Here is a 21,442-nt window from a genome sequence, read left to right as displayed (position 1 = left end):
ACCCCGGGCTGGCTTCAACCCGCCTTGTTCACCCGCATATACCAGTCCACCAGCCGGCGGACCTGGCGTTCGGTGTAGCCGCGCTGGACCATCCGTTGCACGAATTCGGTATGCCTCTTCTCCGTCACGCTGTCCTGCTTGGAGCCGAAACTGATCACCGGCAGCAGGTCCTCGACCTGCCCGAACATCCGCTTCTCGATGACTTCGCGCAGCTTTTCGTAGCTTGTCCATGACGGGTTGCGGCCATGGTTTCTGGCCCGTGCGCGCAGCGTGAACTTCACCACCTCGTTGCGGAAGTCCTTGGGGTTGGCGATGCCGGCCGGCTTTTCGACCTGCGACAGTTCGTTGTCCAAAACCTCCCGATTGAGGATCTGGCCGGTATCGGTATCCTTGTAGTCCTGATCCTCGATCCAGGCATCGGCATAGGCGATGTAGCGGTCGAACAGGTTCTGGCCGTATTCGCTGTAGGATTCCAAATAGGCCTTCTGGATCTCGTGGCCGATGAACTCGGCATAACGGGTGGCCAGCTCCGATTTTATGAAATCGAGATAAGCCGCCTCGGTTTCCTTCGGGAACTGCTCGCGCTTGATCGCCTCTTCCAGGATGTACATCAGGTGCACCGGATCGGCGGCCACCTCTTCGGTGTCGTAGTTGAAGGTCTGCGACAGGATCTTGAAGGCGAAGCGGGTGCTGACGCCGGTCATGCCTTCATCGACGCCGGCGGCGTTTCGGTACTCCTGGACCGATTTCGCCTTGGGGTCGGTTTCCTTGAGATTCTCGCCGTCATAAACGCGCATCTTGGTGTAGAGCGGCGAATTGTCGTGTTCGGCCAGGCGGGTCGAAACGGTGAACCGGCTGAGAATGTCGAGCACTTCCGGCGCGCAGGGACTGGAGGCCAGCTCGCTTTCGCGCAGCAGCTTGTCGTAGATCTGCCGCTCTTCGGTGACCCGCAGGCAATACGGCACCTTGACCACCAGGATGCGGTCGAGGAACGCCTCGTTGTTCTTGTTGTTCTTGAACTGCAGCCATTCCGATTCATTGGAATGGGCAACGATGATGCCTTGATAGGGAAAGGCGCCGAAATTCTCGGTGCCGTTGTAGCTGCCTTCCTGGGTGGCGGTCAGCAGCGGATGCAGCACCTTGATCGGCGCCTTGAACATCTCGACGAATTCGAGCAGGCCTTGCGTCGTCCGGTTCAGCCCGCCGCTGTAGGAGTAGGCGTCCGGATCAGATTGGCTGAAGTGCTCGAGTTGCCTGATGTCGACCTTGCCGACCAGCGCCGAAACGTCCTGATTGTTCTCATCGCCCGGCTCGGTCTTGGCGATGCCGATCTGGCGAAGCCTGGACGGCATCAGCTTGACGACGCTGAATTTGGAGATGTCGCCGGACAGCTCGTCGAGGCGCTTGGCCGCCCATGGCGAGATCAGGCCGTTCAGCCGGCGCCGCGCGATGCCGTATTTGTCCTCCAGCAGGTCGCCCATGCGATCGGGGTCGAACAGCCCGAGCGGCGATTCGAACACCGGGCTGATCTGGCCGCCGACCTTCAGCGTATAGATCGGACGCTGCTCCATCAGCCTCTTCAGCCGTTCGGCCAATGAGGACTTGCCGCCGCCGACGGGGCCAAGCAGATAAAGGATCTGCTTGCGTTCCTCCAGCCCTTGCGAGGCATAGCGGAAATAGCCGGCGATCCGCTCGATCGTATCCTCCATGCCGTAAAAGTCGGCGAAGGTAGGATAGATCTTGATCGTCCTGTTCGCGAAAATGCGGCCGAGTCGCTCGTCCTTGCTGGTGTCGACATAGGTCGGCTCGCCGATCGCCTCGACCATCCGTTCGGGCGCCGACGCATACATCGACTTGTCCTCGCGGCAGGCAAGCAGATATTGCTGGAGGCTTCTCTCCTCCTGCGCCGCATTCTTGTAAACCTCGGAAAACAGATCGAAGACGTCGGATTGGTTCTCACGCATGATATCCTAGCCCCTGAGCCGGTTTGGCTGCATGTTTGTCTCTTGAACAATCAAATGTCGGAAAGCCGTTGTGGTTCCCTTCACTTCAAAGAGAGTGGATGCGACCCAATGCTAGGAGTCTAGATAGGGCGCCCTGATGGCCCGCAAAAGACGTAAAACGTCCTGCTCGGGACATAAAATCCTGATTTCGCACCACGCCGTGCGGGCAACCTCCATCAAGCCGGAGGAACGGTTCTGCTCCTTCCCGGTTGTGAGGGAAAGGAGACGGTTCGATGTTTGAGAATAGTATGTGGTTGCTCGTTGTTGCAGGCGGCCCGCTGCTGCTGGCCATCGTGTTCGCCTACGCCCTCCTCACGCAGCGCCGTCGCGGCCCGGCGGAGCGCAGGGAAGCCGACCGCGCGACCGAGCGCCTGTATCAGGACAAGAAGCACTGACGGACGGAGCGCTGCTCAGCTGCCGGCGACCGCAAGTTCGGCGGCTTTTTTGGCGCGCAGCAGCATGCCGAACAGGTCACGCGGTTCATCAGGATCGGCCAGAAGGTCTAGTTCATCATAAAGGCCGGTTCGCTGAAGCTGATCGCGGACGTAGCGCAATGCGGAAAAATCCTCGATTGCAAAGCCGACGGAATCGAACAGCGTAATCTGGCTGGTGCTTGTGCGCCCTGCTGCCTTTCCTGTCATCACCTGCCACAATTCGGTGAGCGGATGATCGGCATCGAGCTGCTGGCTCTCGCCTTCGATGCGCGTCTGCGGCGCATATTCGACGAAAATATCCGAGCGGAGCAGAATGTCGCGATGCAGCTCGGTCTTGCCCGGGCAATCGCCGCCTACCGCATTGATGTGCACGCCGGATCCCACCATGTTGTCGGTCAGGATTGTTGCCGATCGTTTGTCGGCGGTAACCGTGGTGATGATCTCTGCACCTTCAACGGCCTCCTGCGCCGACGCGCAGAGCTTGATGTCGAAACCCAGGCCGGCAAGGTTCTTCATGCATTTCGTCGAGGCCGCCGGGTCGATATCGTAGAGGCGCAGCCTGTCGACGCCAAGCAGCGCCTTGAACGCGATCGCCTGAAACTCCGATTGCGCGCCATTGCCGATGATCGCCATGCACCTGGCGGCCTCGGGAGCGAGATATTTCGCCGCGACGGCCGAGCTCGCCGCCGTCCTGAGCGCGGTCAGGATGGTCATTTCCGAAAGCAGCATCGGATAGCCGTTGCCGACATCGGCAAGCACGCCGAAAGCGGTCACGGTCTGTCGGCCGTCACGCGTGTTCTTCGGATGCCCGTTGACGTATTTGAAGCCGTAAAGCTGTCCGTCGCTGGTCGGCATCAGCTCGATGACGCCGTCAATGCTGTGCGAAGCGACACGCGGCGTCTTGTCGAACAGCTCCCAGCGCCTGAAATCCTCTTCGATATAGGCGGCAAGCTCGACCAGAAAGCGCTCGACGCCGATGGCAAGCACCAGTTTCATCATGCGGTCGACGCTGACGAAAGGAACGATGTTCAAATTCACGGTCATGCCTCAGAACCCCCTTGTCGGGCGATCCATGATCCGCCGGCCCATCAGGCTTGCGGTCAGGTCGACCAAAAGCGTGGCGGTGCGGCCGCGCTCGTCGAGAAAAGGATTGAGCTCGACCAGGTCGAGACTGGTGACGAGGCCGCTGTCATGCAGCATTTCCATCGCCAGATGCGCCTCGCGGAAGGTGGCGCCGCCGGGAACGGTGGTGCCCACCGCCGGGGCGATCGACGGGTCGAGAAAATCGACGTCGAGGCTGACGTGGAGCATGCCGTTGGCGGCGCTCACCCGTTCGAGAAAGGCGCGAAGCAGTTGCGCGATGCCGTGCTCGTCGATGGAACGCATGTCGTGGACCGTCACGCCGGCTCTGCGCAACGCTTCCCGTTCCGCCAGGTCCACGCTGCGGATCCCCAGCGTGCAGATGCGAGCCGGGTCGACCTGCGCTGCGAGGCGGGGGAAATAGCCCTCGAAGCCGGGCTGCCCGCTGGCATAGGCCAGGGGCACACCATGCAGATTGCCGCTGGTCGTCGTGTCGAGCGTATGAAAATCGGGGTGGGCGTCGAGCCACAGCACGAAGAGCGGCCGGCCGGCATTCGCCGCCCGGCGGGCAATGCCGGCGAGCGTGCCGGCCGAAATGCTGTGGTCGCCGCCAAGAAAGATCGGCATTGCGTCGGCGCTCGCGGCATAGGCGGTTTCGCTGATCGCTGCCGTCCAGGCGGCGATTTCCGGCAGCGCCTTCACCGCCGCATTGCCATGTACGACAGGGCGCATGTCAGCAGGAACGATCGTCCCGAGGTCGGTCAGCGTATGGCCGAGGTCGGTCAGTGCGCCGGCCAGGCCGGCCGTGCGCAGCGCGCTTGGCCCCATCTCGCAGCCCATCCTGCCCGAGCCGGCCTGGATCGGTGCGCCCACGATCGTGCAATGCATTCTCATACCCTACCAAATTACGATGCCTTTATTGAAGCCCGCATCGCTGGCAGAATGAACATGTCAAATTGGCAAATTTGTCGAAGTGCCTTACCATAGTGGCATCATCTACTTCCGTTATGAGTAATCATGGACCAGCTCGACGAGCAGATCATCACATCTTTGCGGCACGACGCCAGACGCAGCATTTCGGACCTTGCCATCAGCCTGGGTGTCTCCCGGGCGACGGTGAGGTCTCGAATGGAGCGACTTGAAAGAGACGGCGTCATCGTCGGCTACACCGTTATTTTGCGCGCCGACGCGGTCGATCAGCGCGTGCGTGGCATCATGATGATCGAGATCGAAGGCCACGCCGCCGATCGCGTCATCCGGGCGCTGGGCGGCTTCTCCGAGGTCTCGACGATCCACACCACCAATGGTCGCTGGGATCTGGTGATAGAACTCGGAACCCAGACCCTGAGCGAGTTTGATGCGGTGCTGAGACGTATCCGACTGATTCCCGGAATTACCGGCAGCGAAACAAGCCTGCTCTTGGCAACGCCGCGCACCACCAAGGCGCGGCTGTGATCTTCGAGGAACCGCCTTGACCTGTAGCGGTAACGAAATCCGAAGCCACGGAACCTTCAATTGCCGCCGCGGTTAGGCTCGGACAGGCCTTCTTCGAGGGAGAACAATCATGGCTCACGCCCACCAGGAACTGGTCGACTTCGTTATCAGCAAAGCGTTCAATCCGGTCATGCGGGCCAAACCAGACGGAAAATCCGATGCCGAACGCAAGACTCTCGAGCACGTCCAGCAGGCCACGAAGACCGAGATCGAGCGCTATCGCCATTACGGCTCAGCCGAGGAGGTCGCGACCAATTTCAAGCGCGACCTGAGCTCCGATGCCGCCAAAAAGTTGCACTCCCAGCTGCGGCGCCTGCACCTGCCGACAATCGAGGATATTCGCGACGACTTTGAGGACAAAGCCCGCAAGCTCGGGGTCAAGGCCTCGTCGTAGATCCGCGACGGGTCCTCGGGCACGTCCGTCAGGGCTGTCATCACAAACCGTCTTTGGTAGGAGGCCACCCTGACCGAACCGTCTCGGGGATGTTGTCCGACGTCAGCTCGCCCTCATTGAGCTTTTCAATCGCTTCATCGGCTTCGCTTTCGTCGAGCCCGGAAAGCGGCAATCCGTCGACCACGACGGCTTCGTCGCTCTCGCTGTCATAGACGTCCCAGAGGCCTTCCGAATCCTGTCGCTTGTCGTAGGGCATGGCCACTCCCCAATGCCGCTATTGTACGCCCGCCACCCATACCAGGGCCTGGGCTTTTTCGTTCTCCGGGAACACCCGCGCCTCGACTTGCGGAAACAGCGCGTCCGTCATTTCCGTGGCTGCCTTGATCCACTGCTTGTCGGAGATCACTGCAGCACGTTTGAAGCGGTGGAGCTCGCCAAGTTTGGTCAGCCCATACTGCAGGTCGCGACGCAAAGCGCCAGCCGTCATGTCCTCGAAATCAGTGAGATCAGTCAGGACGCCGATGTCCTTGTGATCGCTCAGTTTCGCTTCGATTGCCGGGATGACTTTGTCGTAGTCGTCCGCCGTCACGGTACCCGCGACACGAAAGGCGGCTACGTTTCGGGGAGCGGAAATGATCTCGATCATTTTTTCCTCCGTTTTCTGACTTCGCTGGCTGCCCGAAACAAACTCGGGCCACTCACGGATGTTCCCTGCCGGGGACGTGTTTCACTTCGACCTGACATAGCTAAAAGACGATCGGCCGGCGTCCCCGACGGGCCCTCGGATAGCCTGGGTGACGATAGTATAGCGCGTGACCTGGCCCTCCTCGGGATCCTCTCCGTGGAAATGGACTTCTGCGTTCAGCGGCTGCCGCGCAGTGTTGCCGAACTGCTTGACAGCGGAGACATGCACAATCTGCACGTCGGGGTCACGCTTCATAGCGTCCATTGCCGCAAGCTCGGCGGTGCTGCTGCCGCCGATCCGCCAGCTGGCTTCCAGAACGCCCGATCGCCAGACGCCCGAGGAATCGACACCTTGGCCGATGTCGTAATTGCGCCGCGAGGCGAAGAATCCGGGATAGCCATCCATCGCCGCGTCGTAAGTCCTCGCCTGCGCCACAGCCAAACTTAGCGCCGGAGAAAGCTGCAGCCCGTCGAGCGCCTCCCATCCGCCGCGCACGACGACCAGATCGGATCCGCCGTAAACGGGCTGTCCGGCATTGTCGGTCGTCGTCCGCTGCACGCCGTAATAGCTGACCAATGTTCCGTCGATCGCCGTTCTGCCAATGCTCAGCGTGACGATGTCGCGAAGCTCCGTTTCGAGAACAAGGCCGTATTCCCTTAGGTCGGAGGATGGATATCGCTCCAGCAGCCTTTCGATGTCGGCGACCGTCGCGGCGATATGCTGGTCCCGGCCCCGCGAAGCGCGCGGTGGCTTGTACCGGACCAGCCCGAACCCCAGCAGACGTTCCGCTGCGCGCAGCGCATCATAGCGTGAAAATGCGGTGTAGCCGGGCAGCACGGCCGCGCCGACGGCTCTGCCGAAGCCGACTGGCCATTCTTTTGGCCGTGCCACCGACCCGTCCACCAACTCGTGGGTTATGGCCTTGGTGGTTGCGAGGCGCCAAGGCACCACACCGCCGAAGAGGTCGTCGGGCCCGTTGATGCCGAGCCGGACCGCATCGGCAGCAAGCAGGCTGTCGTCCGGCACGAAATACAGCCCGCCGCTGTCACCGCCGCCGTCACTCAGGCCCTCGCGGAAGGCAAAGCCCTTCGACGCCGCAATCGTGCGCGCGACGGCAGCGACGGTTTCCCGCTCGTGGGCATAGATGGTCTCGCCGCCCGGTACGGAGAATGCGACCACAACACCTTTTGCCCCGCTTGATTGCATACCGCTTAGCCCGGTCATGTCGCGCTCTTCGTCCATTGCCGAGCCCCATTGCCGTTATTCCGCGGCGATGCGTCCGAACCGAAAAACCCGCTTCCTCGGCGAATGTTCCGGGCAACGGCGAGCTATCCAGCTTGACCGAGGCGCGGCGACCGGAACATCGGCGGCTCGTGGTTGTTATGCGGAAACCTCAGACAGGGAGATGGAAACCATGGCTTTCACGCTCAAAAGCGCTGCCTTTGCAGAAGGCAAAAAAATACCGCCGCGCTATTCCCGCGACGGCGGCAACGTCTCGCCGCCATTGGAGTGGACGGACGCGCCGCAAGGAACCAAAAGCTTCGTCTTGGCCGTCGAGGACCCCGATGCCCCTTCGGGCACGTTCCGTCATTGGGCGGTCTACGACATCGACGCACAGCGCAATTTTCTTCCCGAAGGAACGACCGCCGGCGCCAAGACCGAGAGGCTCGGTGTCAACGATTTCGGCAATCCTCACTATGACGGTCCCCAGCCGCCGCCTGGGCATGGGCTCCACCACTACCATTTCCGGCTTCTTGCGGTCGACGTCGAGACGCTGCGTCTCGGCGAGAAGGCTGCCGTCGACGACGTGCTGAAAGAGGCCGAGCCGCACGTCGTGGGAGAGGCCGAGCTCGTCGGCACATTCGAACGGGTTTGAGGATGCCGGCTGATAGCGGCTCGCCATCCTACGATGCGCCCAAAGCACGGGCGCGGGCAACGTCGGGCGAGGCCCGGGGTTGCGCTGTCGCGATATGATCGCTAACGACCCATGGTCATCGTCTCATGCACCGGCATCAAATTGTGGTCGAGATTGGCCATGATCCAGATCGAGCCGCCGATCACCAGGATCACGATCAGCACGCCGAAGGCAAGCGCCAGGGCATTGTTCGTGTTGTCCGGTCCCGTCGTGATATGCAGGAAGAAGACGAGATGCACGCCCATCTGGGCGATCGCCAGCACGATCAGTGCCACCGGAATGCCGGGTGCCCAAATCAGGTTCGTTCCCAGAAACCAGAACGAGGCGATGGTCAGCAGCGTTGCCAGCCCGAGACCGATCACATAGCTGCGCAAGCCGGATGCGACATCGGCATCGCCGAGATATTCGTCGCCCGGCGCCGTATCGATGTCGTAGCGTTCCAGACTATCGGTGTCGCGCTGTTGCGCATGGCGATCCCCAGCATTGCTCATCGGCTTGCTCCCAGGAGATAGACCACGGTGAACAGGGCGACCCAGATGATGTCGAGGGCGTGCCAGAACAGGCTGAAGCACATGAAACGCCGAAGGATGTCGTCGCGAAATCCCTTGGCGAAGATCTGCGCCATCATCGTGAGCAGCCACAGCAGCCCCGCCGTGACGTGAAGGCCGTGGCATCCCACCAGCGTGAAGAACGCCGACAGGAAGGCGCTGCGCGTCGGTCCGGCATCGCGGGCAACCATATTCGCGAATTCGCGCAGCTCGAGCAGGATGAAGGCGGCGCCGAGCGCGAAGGTGACGGCCATCGCGACGTAGAACCAGGAGCTTCGCCGCGCTGCCACGGCGAGGCTGGCGAGACCGCAGGTAAAGCTCGACAACAGCAGGGCCGCCGTCTCGATCGCGACGTTGCGCAGGTTGAACAGCTCGGCTCCGCTCGGCCCGCCCGCGGTCTTGCCCGCCAGCACGGCATAGGCCGCGAAGAAGGCCGAGAACATCACGATGTCGCTCAAAAGGAAGATCCAGAAGCCGTAGCCCACGACGATCCTGATCGGCGCCGGGCCGCCCTCGCCATGGCCGGATGCAGGACCGTGCACGCGATGGCCGAGTCGGTAGGGATCGCGGTCTCGAACGTCGATCGCGGTCATGGCCTTGGCCCCGTATACGTGGCCAGCGCCTCGCGGCGGGCGCCTCGGTTGGCGCGGTCGATTTGAGCGACTTCGGCGGCCGGAATGACGTATTCGGGTATGTCGCGCCACGCGAATACGACGAAGGTGGCGAAAGCACCGAGCGCGCCGAGCGCCACCATCCACCAGATGTGCCAGATGAGGGCGAAGCCCATCACGGTGGCAAAGAAGGCGCAGACGAATCCGGTGGGGCTGTTGCGCGGCATCTCGATCGGCTCGTAGTCCGGCTCGTCGCGCAGGCGGTTCTGCTCGCGCGCCCGCTGCTTGATGTTCCAGTAGGGCTCTTCACCCTCGACATGCGGAAGCGCGGCGAAGTTGAAGACCGGCGGCGGCGAGGGCGTGGCCCATTCCAGCGAGCGGCCGTCCCAGGGGTCTCCGGTGACATCGCGAAGCGCCTCACGCTGCCGGACGCTGACGACGAGCTGTATGATTTGCGCGATCACGCCGGCGGTGGTGATGATCATGCCGGCGCCGGCAACCAGCACCCAGGGATACCAGGCCGGCACGTCGAAATGCTGCATGCGGCGGGTCATGCCGAGCAGGCCAACAGTGTAGAGCGGCACGAAGGTGGCGTAGAACCCGATCAGCGTCAGCCAGAAGGCCAGTTTGCCCCAACCCTCGTGCAGCCGGAACCCGAATGCCTTGGGAAACCAATAGGTATATCCCGCGAAGGCGCCGAACAGCACACCGCCGATGATGACGTTGTGGAAATGCGCCACCAGGAACAGGCTGTTGTGAAGCAGGAAATCGGCCGGCGGCACGGCCAGCAAAACGCCCGTCATGCCGCCGATGACGAACGTCACCATAAAGCCCAGCGACCACAGCATTGGCGTCGCAAAGCGGATGCGGCCGCCATACATGGTGAACATCCAGTTGTAGATCTTCACGCCGGTACCGACAGCGATGATGCTGGTGGCGATGCCGAACGCGGCGTTGACGTCGGCGCCGGCGCCCATGGTGAAGAAGTGGTGCAGCCACACCATGAAGGAAACGATGCAGATGAAGAGCGTCGCGGCCACCATCGACCGGTAGCCGAACAGCGGCTTGCTGGAGAAGGTGGAGATAACTTCCGAGAAGATGCCGAACGCCGGCAAGACGAGGATGTAGACCTCGGGATGGCCCCAGGCCCAGATCAGGTTCACGAACATCAGCATGTTGCCGCCGGCTTCGTTGGTGAAGAAATGAAAGCCGAAATAGCGGTCGAGCGTCAGCATCGCGAGCGTGGCGGTGAGGATCGGGAAGGCGGCGACGATGAGGAGGCTGGCGGCGAGTGAAGTCCAGCAGAACATCGACATGCGCAGGTAGTTCATGCCGGGCGTCCGCATCTTCAGGATCGTAGTGACGAAATTGATGCCGGTGAGCAGCGTTCCGACGCCGGATATCTGCACCGCCCACAGATAATAATCGACGCCGACGCCCGGCGAGTAGGCGGTCTCGCTGAGCGGCGGATAGGGCAGCCATCCGGTACGCGCGAACTCGCCTATGACAAGCGAGATGTTGACCAGCAGCGCGCCGGTGGCGGTGAGCCAGAAACTCACCGAGTTGAGCGTCGGAAAGGCAACGTCGCGGACGCCGAGCTGCAGCGGTACGACCAGGTTCATCAGGCCGATGACAAACGGCATCGCCCCGAAAAAGATCATGATGGTGCCGTGGGCGGAAAAGACCTGGTTGAAGTGATCGGGCGGCAGATAGCCGGGCGCCTGGAAGGCGAGAGCCTGCTGGGACCGCATCATGACGGCGTCGCTGAAGCCGCGCAGCAGCATCAGCAGCGCCAGCAGCGTGTACATCACGCCGATCCGCTTGTGATCGACGCTAGTGATCCATTCGCGCCACAGATAGGGGAAATGGCCGGCCAGAAAGACCCAAGCCAGCACGCCGAGGATTGCCAGGGCGACGACCGCCGAGGCGATCATTGGCAGAGGCTGATCGAACGGAATGACGTCCCAGCTCAATTTTCCGAGCATTGTCAGCCTCCTGCCTTGGGCGATGCGCTCGGCTCGGGGCGTCCGGCCTGGGGGCCGGGCGCGGGCGGAACGCCCTGCGTCGCGATTTCATGGAAAAGGTCTGGCTCCACCGAGCCATAGGTCGAAGACGGCACGTCCATGCTCTGTCTGGCCAGTTCCTGGTAGCTGGTCTTGTCGAGTGCCTGTCCCTGGCTTCGCGCCGAATTGACGAACGCGTCGAAGGCATCCGCTGCGACTGCATGCAGCACGAATTGCATGCCTGGAAACCCGTCGCCGCTGAAATGGGCCGACCGCCCATAAAATTCGCCCTGTTGATCCGCCTGCAGGTGAAGCTGCGTCGTCATCCCGTTCATCGTGTAGATCATGCCGCCAAGCTGAGGCACGAAGAACGCGTTCATGACGCTTGCCGAGGTAAGCGAGAAATGCACCGGCCTGCCCGCCGGCACCACGAGCTGGTTGATGCTCGCGACATTCTGCTCCGGGTAGATGAACAGCCATTTCCAGTCGAGCGAGACGACCTGCACCTCAAGCGGCTTTTGCTGGGAATCCAGCGGCTTCATTGGATCGAGGTCATGCGACCCGATCCAGATGATGCCGCTCAGAAACAGGATGACGAGGATGGGGATCGACCAGACCACCAGTTCGATCCGTCCGGAATAGGCCCAGTCCGGCAGAAACCGCGCTCTTGTATTGGTTTCCCGGAACCACCAGGCAAAACCGAGCGTCGCCACGATGGTCGGGATGACGATGGCCAGCATGATGGCAACCGAATTGAGCAGGATCGTCCGCTGCGCCGCGCCGACTGGCCCTTGCGGGTCCAGCACGCCGCCCTGGCAGCCGGCAAGCAGCCCGGCAAGAAATATCGTCGCGCCGATGCAACAAAGACGGATGGCGGCACAATTTCGAACGATCGCCCTCGGTAACATGAGATCTCGCCGTTTCCTGAAAACCGATTGGAATGCGTTGCAGGCAGCATGGGTGCCAACCCCGAATGTGCGCGCCGACGTGCTCCTGGCGACAGTTTCTTCACGCACGCGGCTCCGGCTGGCAGAACGACATGCCTTGGACGTCGTTGTTAAGCGGTCAACCTGTCGAGAACCCCTCCAAATCCTAAGAAACCAGAGCCAAATCCTAAGAAACCAGCGACAGGACCCAGATTGAAGTTATCGCCAGAAACGTGGCGAATGCCAAGGCGGTAAACCGGTTCATGGCCGCGCCCACAGTTGGTCCATTTAGTCCGCTCCCTGCGACGCGGCGCTGATTCCGGTGACGCTGCTCTGAATGGCTGCGCCAACCGAACGAATGTTCGTCGCGAAAGTTCCAAAAAAGGCAGATCCATTGCAGCCTTTGGTTGCAGGTCGGCGGCAACGCGATGCGCACCACGGGCCGTTGGGCGGCTTTCCTGCCAAAACGGAAGCCGAGGCTGGCTTTGCGTATGTAAAAATTACTTGTCTAGGTGAAAATAATTGCTACTAATCGGCTAACCCGGCGCATGGCCGGTTCAGGGAGGAATTTCGGGCATGACAAGACTGCGCGGTCTCGCGTGGGATCACCGACGCTGCTGGGGTCCGCTCGACGCCAGCATCGGGCCGTATTGCGCCGCCAATCCCGGTCTTGAGATCGAATGGGACCGCCGCAGCCTCTACGAGTTCGGCGAGGGCGCACTTGGTCCGGTGCTCGGCGCCTATGACCTTGTCGTGTTCGACCACCCGTTCATTGGCGATATTGCTGAAGGTGAGCTGATGGTGCCGTTCGATTTGCCGGGTGAGCAGCGCCGCGGCTTCGAACAGGATTCGGTCGGCGCATCCTGGCGATCCTACACAAGGGACGGGCGCCAATGGGCGTTGCCGATCGACACCGCCTGTCAGGTTGCCTCGTATCGTCCAGATCTTCTGGAGCGCTACGGGCCGCCGCCCCGCACTCATGATGAGGTGCTGGAACTTGGCCGGCGCGCGCGCAAGGACGGCAAATGGCTTGGCCTGCCGTCCGTGCCGACGGACGCCATGTGCCTGCTCTTGACGCTCGGCCGTCCGCAGGAGAACGGCGAGGAGTTCATCGCAAGAGAGAAGGTCGAGCAGGCCATCGGGCAGTTGCGCCAGCTTGCCGAGCTGTCGCATCCGAATTCGCCGAAATGGAACCCGATCCGCTGCTACGATCACATGATCGCGCATGACGATGTGGTCTATGTGCCGTTCGCCTTCGGCTATGTGAACTATGCTTCCAAGGCCGACAGGCCGTATCTGCGCTTCGCCGACGTGCCCACGCCGCGATCCGCCGGCGCCTTGCTGGGCGGCGCCGGCATCGGCGTCAGCGCCCAATCGAAACACAAGCAAGCCGCTGTCGACTACGCGCTTTTTCTGTGCTCGCCCGGTTACCAGCGCAGCGACTATGTGAAATCCGGCGGGCAGCCGGGATCGCTGGCGGCGTGGCAGGATGCCGAGGTCAACGCTCTTTCGGGCGACTTCTTCGCTTCGACGCTGGCGACCATCGAGGCGTCCTATCTGCGCCCGACCCATCCGGGCTTTATCAGCTTCTTCCGCCAATGCGCCCCTCATGCCGCTGCGGCGATCGCCGGCGAATTGCCGGCGGCGGAGCTCGCAGACCGGCTGAACCGGCTCTATCGCGAGACCAGGCAGGGCCAGCCGCAACGGAGCGTCGCGTAATGGCCGCCGGTATTGCCCAGATCGCCGACGAAAGCGGCCGCAACGGCTATCGCGTGCCCGCGGTGGAGAAGGCGCTCGACGTCCTGGAATTCATGGCTGCGAGCGGCGAGCCGCTGACCCAGACCGAGATCGCCACCGGAATGGGGCGCTCCATTCACGAGATCTATCGCATCCTGCTGCTGCTGGAGAAGCGCGGTTACATTTTCCGGACCCAATCGGACCGCTTCCGCCTGTCGCTGAAGCTGTTCGAGCTGGCGCATATGCATCCGCCGGTAAACCGCCTGGTCGAATGCGCGCTGCCGGTGATGCGCGGCCTCGCCGCCAATGCCGATCAGAGCTGCCATCTGGTCGTTCGCGAAGGCGAGAGCGCACTGGTCGTGCTGCAGATCGATTCGCCTTTGCCGATGCGCTATTCGGTTGCCCTCGGCTCGCATTTCCCGATCCTCGAAACGAGCTCCGGCGCGGTGCTGCTCGCCCATTCGAGCCGCGCCGAGCGCGACCGCATCGTCGAGCGGATCGTCGCTGCCGGCGAAGGGCAAGGCAGCCGGACGGAAATCGAAGCGCGGCTGAACGAAGTCGCAAGGCTCGGCCATGAAATGCGTGCCTCGCTGGCAGTCGAGGCCTGCACCAACATTTCGATGCCGGTGCGCGACCATACCGGCGCGGTCATTGCGGCGCTTACCGTCCCGTTTCTGCCGCAAAAGGCCGCGCGCTTCGATCGCAAAACCGTTTTCGAGCGGACCCAGGCGGCGGCCGAAAAGATATCGGCGGCGCTGGGCGCGGGCGAAGCTGCCAATTCTTCACGTGCCGACCCGGAACGGCGGGACTATCCGTTCAGCAACTGACAAGAAATACAGGGAGAAGAAACATGAACTGGTCCAAATCAATGCTGTTTGCCTCGGCGGCCGCGCTGGCTCTGAGCGCCGCTGCCGCACAGGCTGAAAACATGCCGAAGCGCATCGGCTACGTCACCAATTACGCCACCCATGAGTGGTATCAGAACGTCATCAAGGGCATGCAGGCCCGCGCCAAGGAACTCGGTATCGAGCTCGAGGTACAGGACGCCAACCTCGACGTTGCCAAGGAGGTTTCCGCCGCCGAAGACTTCATGGCCAAGGGCGTCGACGTTCTGATCATTACACCTGTCAACGAGGAAGGCGTCGTGCCGCTGCTGCGCCAGGCGAAATCCAACGACGTTCCGGTCGTGCTCGAAGGCAATCCGGTCAAGGGAATGACGACAATGGTCGCGATCTGCGACTATGATACCGGCTACACCGCTGGCATCGAAGCCGGTAAATTCGCCAAGGAAAAGCTCGACGGCAAAGCCAAGGTGATGAATGTCGGCCTTCCGCTCCTGTCCGCCACGGTCCTGCGTTCGCAGGGTTTTATGGACGGCCTGAAGACCATCGTGCCTGACGCGGTCATGGTCCACGACCTCGACGGCGGCGGCAATCCGGACCGCGCGCTCGAAGTCTCTTCGGCAGCACTTGCCAAGAACGCCGACATCAACATCATCTATGGCATCAACGATTCCTCGTCGCTCGGCGGCCTTCAGGCCTGGAAAGCGGCCGGCAAGTCGCAGGACGGCCTGTTGACGGTCGGCACTGGCGGCGAAGGCCTTGCCTTCATCAATGCGATGCAGAACGAGCCGTCCTATCGCATCGAGGCCGCGATGTTCCCGGAAAAGGAAGGCTACACCGCCATCGATGCAGCAGTTAAGCTCTTCAACGGCGAAGAGGTGCCGGAGCACATCGTCAGCCCGACCGCGCCGATGAACGGCGACGAGTGGAAGAAATTCTACGACTACAATGGCACCACACGCACGATCAAATGGGACGCCGTCAATGCGCTTCAGCCGCCGGAAAAATGCATGAAAACCTCCGCTGACCTGAAGAAGTAAGGATTCCGGATAGCCCTTCCCGCGCGGCGGGAAGGGCACCGGATCGGATGCCGACGACAAAACAGGTCAACCGTCCGGTTTTAGGCCGGCAGGTTCCAAATGGCGACGGCACCGATACGGCCCGGAAATGGAATGGAAATGAGCGAGCTTACGCAATCCTCCGCGCCAAGGCGTTTCATCGGCGGCCAGTTGCTGGGCAGCAGCCAGCTGGTGCTCGGCGTGATCCTGGCCGTGCTCTGCATCGCCATCTCGATAGCGGCGCCGCAATTCTATTCCGAGGCCAACATCATCGCCATCCTGCGCCAATGCGCGCTGGTACTGATCGTCGCCTCGGGCATGACGATGCTGATCATCACTGCTGAAGTCGATCTGTCGGTCGGTGCATCGCTCGCCTTTGTCGGCTGCATCGGCATGGCCGTCCTCAATTCGACGCACAGCCTGACGCTCGGCCTGCTGGCGGCGCTCGCCTTTTCCGGCGCGGTCGGCCTGTTCAACGGGCTGGTTGTCACCAGGCTCAAGGTGAACTCGCTGATCGCCACCATCGGCACGATGATGATGCTGCAGGGCGGCGTCTATCTGTTCACCCGCGAGGCGGTGCAGAATCACCACCGGCTTGCAAGCTTCACCGATCTCGGCGCCGGTTATATCGGCGCGATCCCGCTGCCCGTGGTCATTGCCGCGGTGATTTTCGCGCTGGCCGCGGCAACGCTGCGCTTCACCTCGCTCGGCCGCTATCTCTACGCGGTCGGCGCCAATGAACGCGCGGTTCGCCTCTCCGGCGTGCGCTCCGAACGCCTGAAACTGTTCGCCTTCGTCGCCACCGGCCTTTGCGTCGGCATCGCCGGCATGATCCTGTCGTCGCTGATGAATGCCGGCCAGCCGACCGCCGGCCGCGGCTTCGAGCTGACGGTGATTGCCGCCGTCATCCTCGGCGGCACCAGCCTGCTTGGCGGCCGCGGCTCGCTGCTCGGCACGTTGCTTGGCGTGCTGGTGCTGAAGGTCATCGACAACGGCATCATTATCCTCGGCTGGAACCAGGACCTGCAGATGGTGGTGCCGGGCATCGTCATCATCCTCGCGACCTATCTCGACATCGTCCGGAACAGAGCCAATGTCTGTTGATTTCCTTCACTCCGGCGAAACCGCGGCCGTCGATAAAAGCGTGCCGGCGCTGGAAATGCATGGCATCGGCAAGCGCTTTCCCGGCGTCGTGGCGCTGGACAATGTCGACCTGACCCTGGAACCCGGCAAGATCCACGCTCTGATGGGCGAAAACGGCGCCGGCAAGTCGACGCTGATCAAGATCATGGCCGGGGTCTACGGCAAGGATACCGGCAGCATCCGCCTGCGCGGCCGCGAGGCCGACATCAAGGCGCCGCGCGACAGCCTGAAAGAGGGCATCAAGGTGGTATTCCAGGAGATCGCGCTGATCTCCGAATTCAGCGTCGCCGAGAACATCTTCCTCGAGGGCTATCCGACCGGCAAAAGCGGCTCGATCGACTGGAGGAAGATTCGTGCCGACGCTGCCGCCTTGTTCAAGCGCATTGGCTTCAACGTCGATCCGGCGGCGCGCACAGGATCGCTGCCGGTCAGCCAGCAGCAGATGGTCGAGATCGCCCGCGCGCTCGCCCATGAAGCCCGCGTCGTGGTGATGGACGAGCCGACCTCCTCGCTGACGCCGAACGAGGTCTCGCTGCTGTTCACCGTCATTCGCCGGCTGGCCGCGCTCGGCATCGCCGTGCTCTATGTCAGCCACAAGCTCGACGAGGTCTTCGAGATCGTCGACACCGTGACCGTGCTGCGCGACGGCCGCCACGTCTCGACCAGGCCGATCGGCCAACACACCAACGACACGCTGATCCAGGACATGATTGGCCGACGCATCGAAAACCTGTTTCCCCGCAAGCGCGGCGCACCGGGCAGCAAGGTCGCGCTTTCCGTTGAAGGGCTCAGCACCGCGAAGAAGCTGAAGGATGTGTCGTTCGAGGCGCATGCCGGCGAGGTCCTCGGCTTCTTCGGCCTGATGGGGGCCGGCCGGACCGAACTCGCCAAGGCGGTTGTCGGCTACGACCCGATCACTTCCGGCACGATTGCCGTCGATGGCAGCCGGCTGATGCCGCACGACACGCACACCGGCGTCCGTCTCGGCATCGGCCTGCTGACCGAGGACCGCAAGAGCGAAGGGCTGATGGGTGAGTTGCCGGTCTATCAGAATGCCAGCCTCGCCTCGCTCGGCGGTTTCGCCAAAATGGGCATTGTCGACAAGGCCAGGGAACGCAAGGCGGTGCAGGACTATGTCGATCGTTTCCGCATCCGGACGCCCAGCCTGTTCCAGCAGGTCAAGAACCTGTCCGGCGGCAATCAGCAGAAGGTGCTGATCTCGCGCTGGCTGATGCGAGGCCTGAAGGTGATCGTCGTCGACGAGCCGACCCGCGGCATCGACGTCGGCGCCAAATCGGAGATTTTCGCGCTCATTGACCGGCTCGCCGGCGAAGGCCTGGCGGTCGTCATGATGACGTCTGAAATGCCTGAACTGCTGGGGCTTGCCGACCGCATCGCAGTGATGTGCGAAGGTCGCCTCACCGCGATCATGTCCCGCGACGACGCCACGCAGGAGAAAATCCTCAATGCAGCGATCGGATAAGGCGATGACACTTTGCGGCAGCATTCCCTGTCATTCGGCCCAGGCCTTCGAAGGGAGCAAGCGATGAGCCTTGCAAGCACCGAGTTCATGAAAGCCGGGCCGTCCATGCTGGCGCGGCTCTTCGCGCGGCAGGAACTGGCGCTGCTCGTTTGCCTCATCCTGGTGATCGCCTTCTTTTCCCTGACGGCGGAGAACTTCTTCTCGGTGCGCAACATCACCAATGTGCTCGGTCAGGCGTCGCTTGCGCTCACCGCTGGCATCGGCTGCGCCATCGTTTTCATGTCCGGCGAGGTCGATATTTCGATCGGGTCGCTGCTGGCGACCATCGCCCTGCCGCTGATCATCATCATGAACGACACGAACTCGCTTGCGCTCGGCGTCGGTGGCGCGCTGCTGTTCGGGCTGATCATCGGTGTGGTGAATGGCTATCTGACGGCCTATGCCGGCATCAACTCGCTGATCGTGACCCTGGGCACGATGTTCATTATGCGCGGCGGCGTCTATCTCTACACCGGCCAGCGCGCCATCCCAGACGATGCCGCGCTTGACAGCTTCATCGCGCTGTCGGACGGCCGCCTGTTCAATGTCGTTCCCTATTCGGCTGTCATCGCCATCGTCCTGCTCGCCGTCTTCGCCTACATGATGCAGCATCGGCCGTTCGGACGGCAGATCTATGCCGTCGGCGGCAATCCCGAAGTGGCAAGGCTGGCGGGCTACGACGTGCGCCGCGTCAAGTTCATCTGCTTCATCATCAGCGCGCTGCTGGCGACGGTTGCCGGCATCATCCTGGCCGCCCGCGTCGGTTCGGCCCAACACACGGCCGGACTGAATTTCGAATTCCAGGTCGTTGCCGCCACCGTGCTCGGCGGGGTGAGCCTTGCCGGCGGCATCGGCAGCCTGACCGGCATGGCGCTCGGCGTGCTGATCCTGCAGTTCCTGTCCAACGGGCTGCGCGGGCTCGGCCTGCCGACCGAGTGGCAATTGGTCATCACCGGCATGATCATCATAGCCGCCGTCGCTTTCGACGAAGCGAAGCGCCGGCGCATCATTGGAGGCTGACATGGATCGTCTCGAAGGGAAAACCGCAATCGTCACCGGCGCGGCCGACGGCATCGGCCATGCGATCAGCGAGGCGATGGCAAGGGAGGGCGCGCACGTCTTTCTCAGCGACATCGCCGACGAGAAGGGTGAAAGATTCGCGGCCGAGTTGCGAGCCGCCGGCCACCGCGCCGACTACGTCCATTGCGACGTGGCGGACGAGGCCGATATCGCCGCCCTGGTGGATACCGCCGTCGGCAAGACCGGCCATCTCGACGTTCTCGTCAACAATGCCGCCATCGCCATCGGCGGCATGCCGGTCCATGAGATGACCGACGAGCAATGGCACCGGCTGATCGCGGTCAACCTGACCAGCGTGTTCCGCGGCTGCAAATATGCGCTGCCGCACATGATCGCGCAGAAATCCGGGTCGATCATCAACATGGCCTCGGCGCAAGGGCATATCGGGCTGGACGGCTGGACCGCCTATGCCGGCGCCAAGGGCGCGGTAATGGCGATGACGCGCCAGATGGCGGTCGAGTTCGGCCCGCTCAACATCCGCGTCAACTCGATCTCGCCCGGCACCATCAACACGCCGATGAACGATAAACTGGTCAAGGAGATCGGCGGCAATCTCGCCAAGGCCTGGGTGAAGATGCATCCGCTTGGCCGCATCGGCAAACCGTCCGAAGTGGCCGAAGCCGCCGTCTATCTGGCCTCCGACGCCGCCGGCTTCACCACCGGCACCGACCTGCGCGTCGACGGCGGCCTCACCGCAGCACCCCGCTACGTACCCGACCTGCTTTGACCCCCGACCTGCGTTGACAACAAACGAGACAAAAATGAACAAGGCCCTTGAAGACGTCCGCATTCTCGATTTCAGCCACCTGCTGCAAGGGCCGTTCGCAACGCAGCTGCTTGGCGACATGGGCGCCGACGTGATCAAGATCGAGCGTGCCGGTGCCGGCGACATGTTCCGCGGCATGACCTTCTTCGCCAAATGGGTCGGCGGCTCCGAAAGCCCGAATTTCCTCGCCTGGAACCGCAACAAGCGTTCCATCGCGCTCAATCTGAAGAGCCGCAAGGTGCATGCGATCATCATGGACATGGCGAAGAAGGCCGATGTGGTGGTGCAGAATTTCCGCCCTGGCGTGCTCGCCAGGCTTGGCTATGGCTACGAAGACTTCAAGGCGGTCAATCCCGGCATCATCTATTGCTCGGGTTCCGGCTATGGCGAGGAAGGCCCCTATGTCGAGCGTCCCGGCCAGGACATGCTGATCCAGGGGCTGTCCGGGCTGATCTCCAACACCGGCCGCGGCGACCAGGCGCCTGTTCCGGCCGGCGCCGGCCTCGCCGACCAGATCGGCGCGATGAACATGGTCTACGGCATATTGTCGGCGCTCTATTATCGCGAGAAGACCGGCAAGGGCCAGAAGATCGAGGTCAATCTGCTCGCTGGCATGCTGGCGCATCTCAACCAGGAATATGTCGCCGTGCTCAATCTCGGCGAGGATTTCGTGCGCCCGAATTCCGGCATCGGCCATCCCGGCATGCAGGCGCCGTTCGGCATCTACGAAGCGAGCGACGGCGGCTACATGTCGATCGCCATGAGCCCGTTCAAGACGCTGTACGAGGTGCTGGAAGCGCCGCAGCTCGCCGTCTACGACGATCTGAAGACCCTGTTCGACAAACGCGACGAGGTGTTCGACAAGGTCAACGCCGAGACCAGGAAGTTTGCGACGCAAGATCTGCTGGCACGGCTGCTGGCAGCCGACATCTGGTGCGCCGAGGTGAAGGACATAAGACGCGCGGCCGAGGATCCACAGGTCAAGCACATGGGCATGATCACCAGCTACGACCATCCGCGCGGCGGCAAGGTCAGGGTGGTCGCGCCGGCGGTCAAGATGAGCGAGACGCCGGCAACCATCGAGCGGCCGGCGCCGCTGATCGGCCAGCATGGCCGCGAGATACTGGCCGAATTCGGCCTCTCCAGGAACGAGATCGCCGCGCTGGAAGCCTCCGGCGACATGACCGTGGATGCCGCCTGA

Annotated in this window: 22 protein-coding genes; 12 read left to right on the top strand and 10 right to left on the bottom strand. The window is 62.4% G+C overall.

Annotated features, from left to right (window positions below; all coding sequences use genetic code 11):
* Positions 1 to 14 precede the first annotated feature (14 nt).
* On the bottom strand, positions 15 to 1,964 hold the full coding sequence (locus tag NKJ08_RS01800) for a PrkA family serine protein kinase (RefSeq protein WP_352525746.1): 1,950 nt from the start codon (positions 1,962 to 1,964) through the stop codon (positions 15 to 17).
* A gap of 287 nt (positions 1,965 to 2,251) precedes the next feature.
* Between NKJ08_RS01800 and NKJ08_RS01795 the strand changes: the two genes are divergently transcribed.
* Complete coding sequence (locus NKJ08_RS01795; RefSeq protein WP_352781081.1) at positions 2,252 to 2,398, top strand: hypothetical protein; 147 nt, start codon at positions 2,252 to 2,254, stop codon at positions 2,396 to 2,398.
* Positions 2,399 to 2,413: 15 nt separating this feature from the next.
* Here the strand turns inward: NKJ08_RS01795 and ocd are convergent, their stop codons facing one another.
* Positions 2,414 to 3,481, bottom strand: coding sequence for an ornithine cyclodeaminase (gene ocd / locus NKJ08_RS01790; RefSeq protein ID WP_352525748.1), 1,068 nt, complete (start codon positions 3,479 to 3,481; stop codon positions 2,414 to 2,416).
* 3 nt (positions 3,482 to 3,484) lie between these two features.
* Positions 3,485 to 4,405: an arginase gene (gene rocF, locus NKJ08_RS01785; RefSeq protein ID WP_352525749.1), complete on the bottom strand. Its 921-nt coding sequence runs from the start codon at positions 4,403 to 4,405 to the stop codon at positions 3,485 to 3,487.
* Positions 4,406 to 4,534: 129 nt separating this feature from the next.
* On the opposite strand from rocF, the gene NKJ08_RS01780 reads away from it, so the two are divergent.
* Both NKJ08_RS01780 and NKJ08_RS01775 read left to right on the top strand, forming a co-directional pair.
* Positions 4,535 to 4,972, top strand: coding sequence for an Lrp/AsnC family transcriptional regulator (locus NKJ08_RS01780; RefSeq protein ID WP_352525750.1), 438 nt, complete (start codon positions 4,535 to 4,537; stop codon positions 4,970 to 4,972).
* A gap of 109 nt (positions 4,973 to 5,081) precedes the next feature.
* A complete protein-coding gene (locus tag NKJ08_RS01775; RefSeq protein WP_352525751.1) occupies positions 5,082 to 5,405 on the top strand; it encodes a hypothetical protein in 324 nt (107 codons plus the stop codon).
* Positions 5,406 to 5,445: 40 nt separating this feature from the next.
* Here the strand turns inward: NKJ08_RS01775 and NKJ08_RS01770 are convergent, their stop codons facing one another.
* The 3 genes from NKJ08_RS01770 to NKJ08_RS01760 all read right to left on the bottom strand — a co-directional run bounded on the left by NKJ08_RS01770 (position 5,446) and on the right by NKJ08_RS01760 (position 7,332).
* The gene (locus NKJ08_RS01770; protein WP_352781079.1) at positions 5,446 to 5,661 is read right to left on the bottom strand and encodes a hypothetical protein; all 216 of its coding nucleotides are present in this window, start codon (positions 5,659 to 5,661) and stop codon (positions 5,446 to 5,448) included.
* A gap of 18 nt (positions 5,662 to 5,679) precedes the next feature.
* A complete protein-coding gene (locus tag NKJ08_RS01765) occupies positions 5,680 to 6,051 on the bottom strand; it encodes a SpoIIAA family protein (protein ID WP_352525754.1) in 372 nt (123 codons plus the stop codon).
* Positions 6,052 to 6,132: 81 nt separating this feature from the next.
* Complete coding sequence (locus tag NKJ08_RS01760) at positions 6,133 to 7,332, bottom strand: DUF3182 family protein (RefSeq protein ID WP_352781077.1); 1,200 nt, start codon at positions 7,330 to 7,332, stop codon at positions 6,133 to 6,135.
* Between the two features lie 172 nt (positions 7,333 to 7,504).
* Here NKJ08_RS01760 and NKJ08_RS01755 point away from each other — a divergent pair, with 172 nt between their 5' ends.
* Positions 7,505 to 7,966 (top strand): YbhB/YbcL family Raf kinase inhibitor-like protein, encoded by a 462-nt coding sequence (locus NKJ08_RS01755; RefSeq protein ID WP_352525756.1) that lies wholly within the window; start codon positions 7,505 to 7,507, stop codon positions 7,964 to 7,966.
* Between the two features lie 101 nt (positions 7,967 to 8,067).
* Here NKJ08_RS01755 and cyoD read toward each other — a convergent pair whose 3' ends face one another.
* Genes cyoD through cyoA form a run of 4 tightly spaced genes read right to left on the bottom strand, consistent with a single transcriptional unit; the run spans position 8,068 to position 12,075 of the window.
* Positions 8,068 to 8,496 carry a cytochrome o ubiquinol oxidase subunit IV gene (gene cyoD, locus NKJ08_RS01750; RefSeq protein WP_352525758.1) on the bottom strand — a complete coding sequence of 143 codons (429 nt, stop codon included), beginning with the start codon at positions 8,494 to 8,496 and terminating at the stop codon, positions 8,068 to 8,070.
* Positions 8,493 to 9,146, bottom strand: coding sequence for a cytochrome o ubiquinol oxidase subunit III (gene cyoC / locus NKJ08_RS01745; RefSeq protein WP_352525760.1), 654 nt, complete (start codon positions 9,144 to 9,146; stop codon positions 8,493 to 8,495). The genes cyoD and cyoC overlap by 4 nt, the downstream gene beginning before the upstream one ends.
* Complete coding sequence (gene cyoB / locus NKJ08_RS01740; RefSeq protein WP_352781074.1) at positions 9,143 to 11,149, bottom strand: cytochrome o ubiquinol oxidase subunit I; 2,007 nt, start codon at positions 11,147 to 11,149, stop codon at positions 9,143 to 9,145. Before cyoB ends, cyoC begins: the two co-directional genes overlap by 4 nt.
* Positions 11,150 to 11,151: 2 nt before the next feature.
* Positions 11,152 to 12,075 carry a ubiquinol oxidase subunit II gene (gene cyoA, locus NKJ08_RS01735; protein WP_352781072.1) on the bottom strand — a complete coding sequence of 308 codons (924 nt, stop codon included), beginning with the start codon at positions 12,073 to 12,075 and terminating at the stop codon, positions 11,152 to 11,154.
* 594 nt (positions 12,076 to 12,669) lie between these two features.
* Here cyoA and NKJ08_RS01730 point away from each other — a divergent pair.
* The 8 genes from NKJ08_RS01730 to NKJ08_RS01695 all read left to right on the top strand — a co-directional run bounded on the left by NKJ08_RS01730 (position 12,670) and on the right by NKJ08_RS01695 (position 21,442).
* Positions 12,670 to 13,812, top strand: coding sequence for an ABC transporter substrate-binding protein (locus NKJ08_RS01730; protein WP_352781071.1), 1,143 nt, complete (start codon positions 12,670 to 12,672; stop codon positions 13,810 to 13,812).
* Positions 13,812 to 14,657 (top strand): IclR family transcriptional regulator, encoded by an 846-nt coding sequence (locus NKJ08_RS01725; protein WP_352781069.1) that lies wholly within the window; start codon positions 13,812 to 13,814, stop codon positions 14,655 to 14,657. Before NKJ08_RS01730 ends, NKJ08_RS01725 begins: the two co-directional genes overlap by 1 nt.
* Positions 14,658 to 14,680: 23 nt before the next feature.
* Positions 14,681 to 15,712, top strand: coding sequence for a sugar ABC transporter substrate-binding protein (locus tag NKJ08_RS01720; RefSeq protein ID WP_352781067.1), 1,032 nt, complete (start codon positions 14,681 to 14,683; stop codon positions 15,710 to 15,712).
* A gap of 138 nt (positions 15,713 to 15,850) precedes the next feature.
* Positions 15,851 to 16,834 carry an ABC transporter permease gene (locus tag NKJ08_RS01715; RefSeq protein ID WP_352781065.1) on the top strand — a complete coding sequence of 328 codons (984 nt, stop codon included), beginning with the start codon at positions 15,851 to 15,853 and terminating at the stop codon, positions 16,832 to 16,834.
* A complete protein-coding gene (locus tag NKJ08_RS01710; protein ID WP_352781063.1) occupies positions 16,824 to 18,356 on the top strand; it encodes a sugar ABC transporter ATP-binding protein in 1,533 nt (510 codons plus the stop codon). The genes NKJ08_RS01715 and NKJ08_RS01710 overlap by 11 nt, the downstream gene beginning before the upstream one ends.
* A 63-nt stretch (positions 18,357 to 18,419) precedes the next feature.
* Positions 18,420 to 19,415: an ABC transporter permease gene (locus tag NKJ08_RS01705; RefSeq protein ID WP_352781061.1), complete on the top strand. Its 996-nt coding sequence runs from the start codon at positions 18,420 to 18,422 to the stop codon at positions 19,413 to 19,415.
* Between the two features lies 1 nt (position 19,416).
* Positions 19,417 to 20,202: an SDR family NAD(P)-dependent oxidoreductase gene (locus NKJ08_RS01700; protein ID WP_352781060.1), complete on the top strand. Its 786-nt coding sequence runs from the start codon at positions 19,417 to 19,419 to the stop codon at positions 20,200 to 20,202.
* Between the two features lie 34 nt (positions 20,203 to 20,236).
* Positions 20,237 to 21,442 carry a CaiB/BaiF CoA transferase family protein gene (locus NKJ08_RS01695; protein ID WP_352781058.1) on the top strand — a complete coding sequence of 402 codons (1,206 nt, stop codon included), beginning with the start codon at positions 20,237 to 20,239 and terminating at the stop codon, positions 21,440 to 21,442.

The organism is Mesorhizobium sp. M0244, from assembly GCF_040321795.1.
In the GTDB taxonomy this organism is placed as follows: Bacteria; Pseudomonadota; Alphaproteobacteria; order Rhizobiales; family Rhizobiaceae; genus Mesorhizobium.
Note: the sequence above shows the minus strand (reverse complement) of the source record. Positions and strands in the feature narration are given on the sequence as shown.

Bases quoted from the DNA above. Each gene is read 5' to 3' on its own strand.
- NKJ08_RS01800 (WP_352525746.1), bottom strand. From the start codon at position 1,964: ATGCGTGAGAACCAATCCGACGTCTTCGATCTGTTTTCCGAGGTTTAC.
- NKJ08_RS01795 (WP_352781081.1), top strand. From the start codon at position 2,252: ATGTGGTTGCTCGTTGTTGCAGGCGGCCCGCTGCTGCTGGCCATCGTG.
- ocd (WP_352525748.1), bottom strand. From the start codon at position 3,481: ATGACCGTGAATTTGAACATCGTTCCTTTCGTCAGCGTCGACCGCATG.
- rocF (WP_352525749.1), bottom strand. From the start codon at position 4,405: ATGCATTGCACGATCGTGGGCGCACCGATCCAGGCCGGCTCGGGCAGG.
- NKJ08_RS01780 (WP_352525750.1), top strand. From the start codon at position 4,535: ATGGACCAGCTCGACGAGCAGATCATCACATCTTTGCGGCACGACGCC.
- NKJ08_RS01775 (WP_352525751.1), top strand. From the start codon at position 5,082: ATGGCTCACGCCCACCAGGAACTGGTCGACTTCGTTATCAGCAAAGCG.
- NKJ08_RS01770 (WP_352781079.1), bottom strand. From the start codon at position 5,661: ATGCCCTACGACAAGCGACAGGATTCGGAAGGCCTCTGGGACGTCTAT.
- NKJ08_RS01765 (WP_352525754.1), bottom strand. From the start codon at position 6,051: ATGATCGAGATCATTTCCGCTCCCCGAAACGTAGCCGCCTTTCGTGTC.
- NKJ08_RS01760 (WP_352781077.1), bottom strand. From the start codon at position 7,332: ATGGACGAAGAGCGCGACATGACCGGGCTAAGCGGTATGCAATCAAGC.
- NKJ08_RS01755 (WP_352525756.1), top strand. From the start codon at position 7,505: ATGGCTTTCACGCTCAAAAGCGCTGCCTTTGCAGAAGGCAAAAAAATA.
- cyoD (WP_352525758.1), bottom strand. From the start codon at position 8,496: ATGAGCAATGCTGGGGATCGCCATGCGCAACAGCGCGACACCGATAGT.
- cyoC (WP_352525760.1), bottom strand. From the start codon at position 9,146: ATGACCGCGATCGACGTTCGAGACCGCGATCCCTACCGACTCGGCCAT.
- cyoB (WP_352781074.1), bottom strand. From the start codon at position 11,149: ATGCTCGGAAAATTGAGCTGGGACGTCATTCCGTTCGATCAGCCTCTG.
- cyoA (WP_352781072.1), bottom strand. From the start codon at position 12,075: ATGTTACCGAGGGCGATCGTTCGAAATTGTGCCGCCATCCGTCTTTGT.
- NKJ08_RS01730 (WP_352781071.1), top strand. From the start codon at position 12,670: ATGACAAGACTGCGCGGTCTCGCGTGGGATCACCGACGCTGCTGGGGT.
- NKJ08_RS01725 (WP_352781069.1), top strand. From the start codon at position 13,812: ATGGCCGCCGGTATTGCCCAGATCGCCGACGAAAGCGGCCGCAACGGC.
- NKJ08_RS01720 (WP_352781067.1), top strand. From the start codon at position 14,681: ATGAACTGGTCCAAATCAATGCTGTTTGCCTCGGCGGCCGCGCTGGCT.
- NKJ08_RS01715 (WP_352781065.1), top strand. From the start codon at position 15,851: ATGAGCGAGCTTACGCAATCCTCCGCGCCAAGGCGTTTCATCGGCGGC.
- NKJ08_RS01710 (WP_352781063.1), top strand. From the start codon at position 16,824: ATGTCTGTTGATTTCCTTCACTCCGGCGAAACCGCGGCCGTCGATAAA.
- NKJ08_RS01705 (WP_352781061.1), top strand. From the start codon at position 18,420: ATGAGCCTTGCAAGCACCGAGTTCATGAAAGCCGGGCCGTCCATGCTG.
- NKJ08_RS01700 (WP_352781060.1), top strand. From the start codon at position 19,417: ATGGATCGTCTCGAAGGGAAAACCGCAATCGTCACCGGCGCGGCCGAC.
- NKJ08_RS01695 (WP_352781058.1), top strand. From the start codon at position 20,237: ATGAACAAGGCCCTTGAAGACGTCCGCATTCTCGATTTCAGCCACCTG.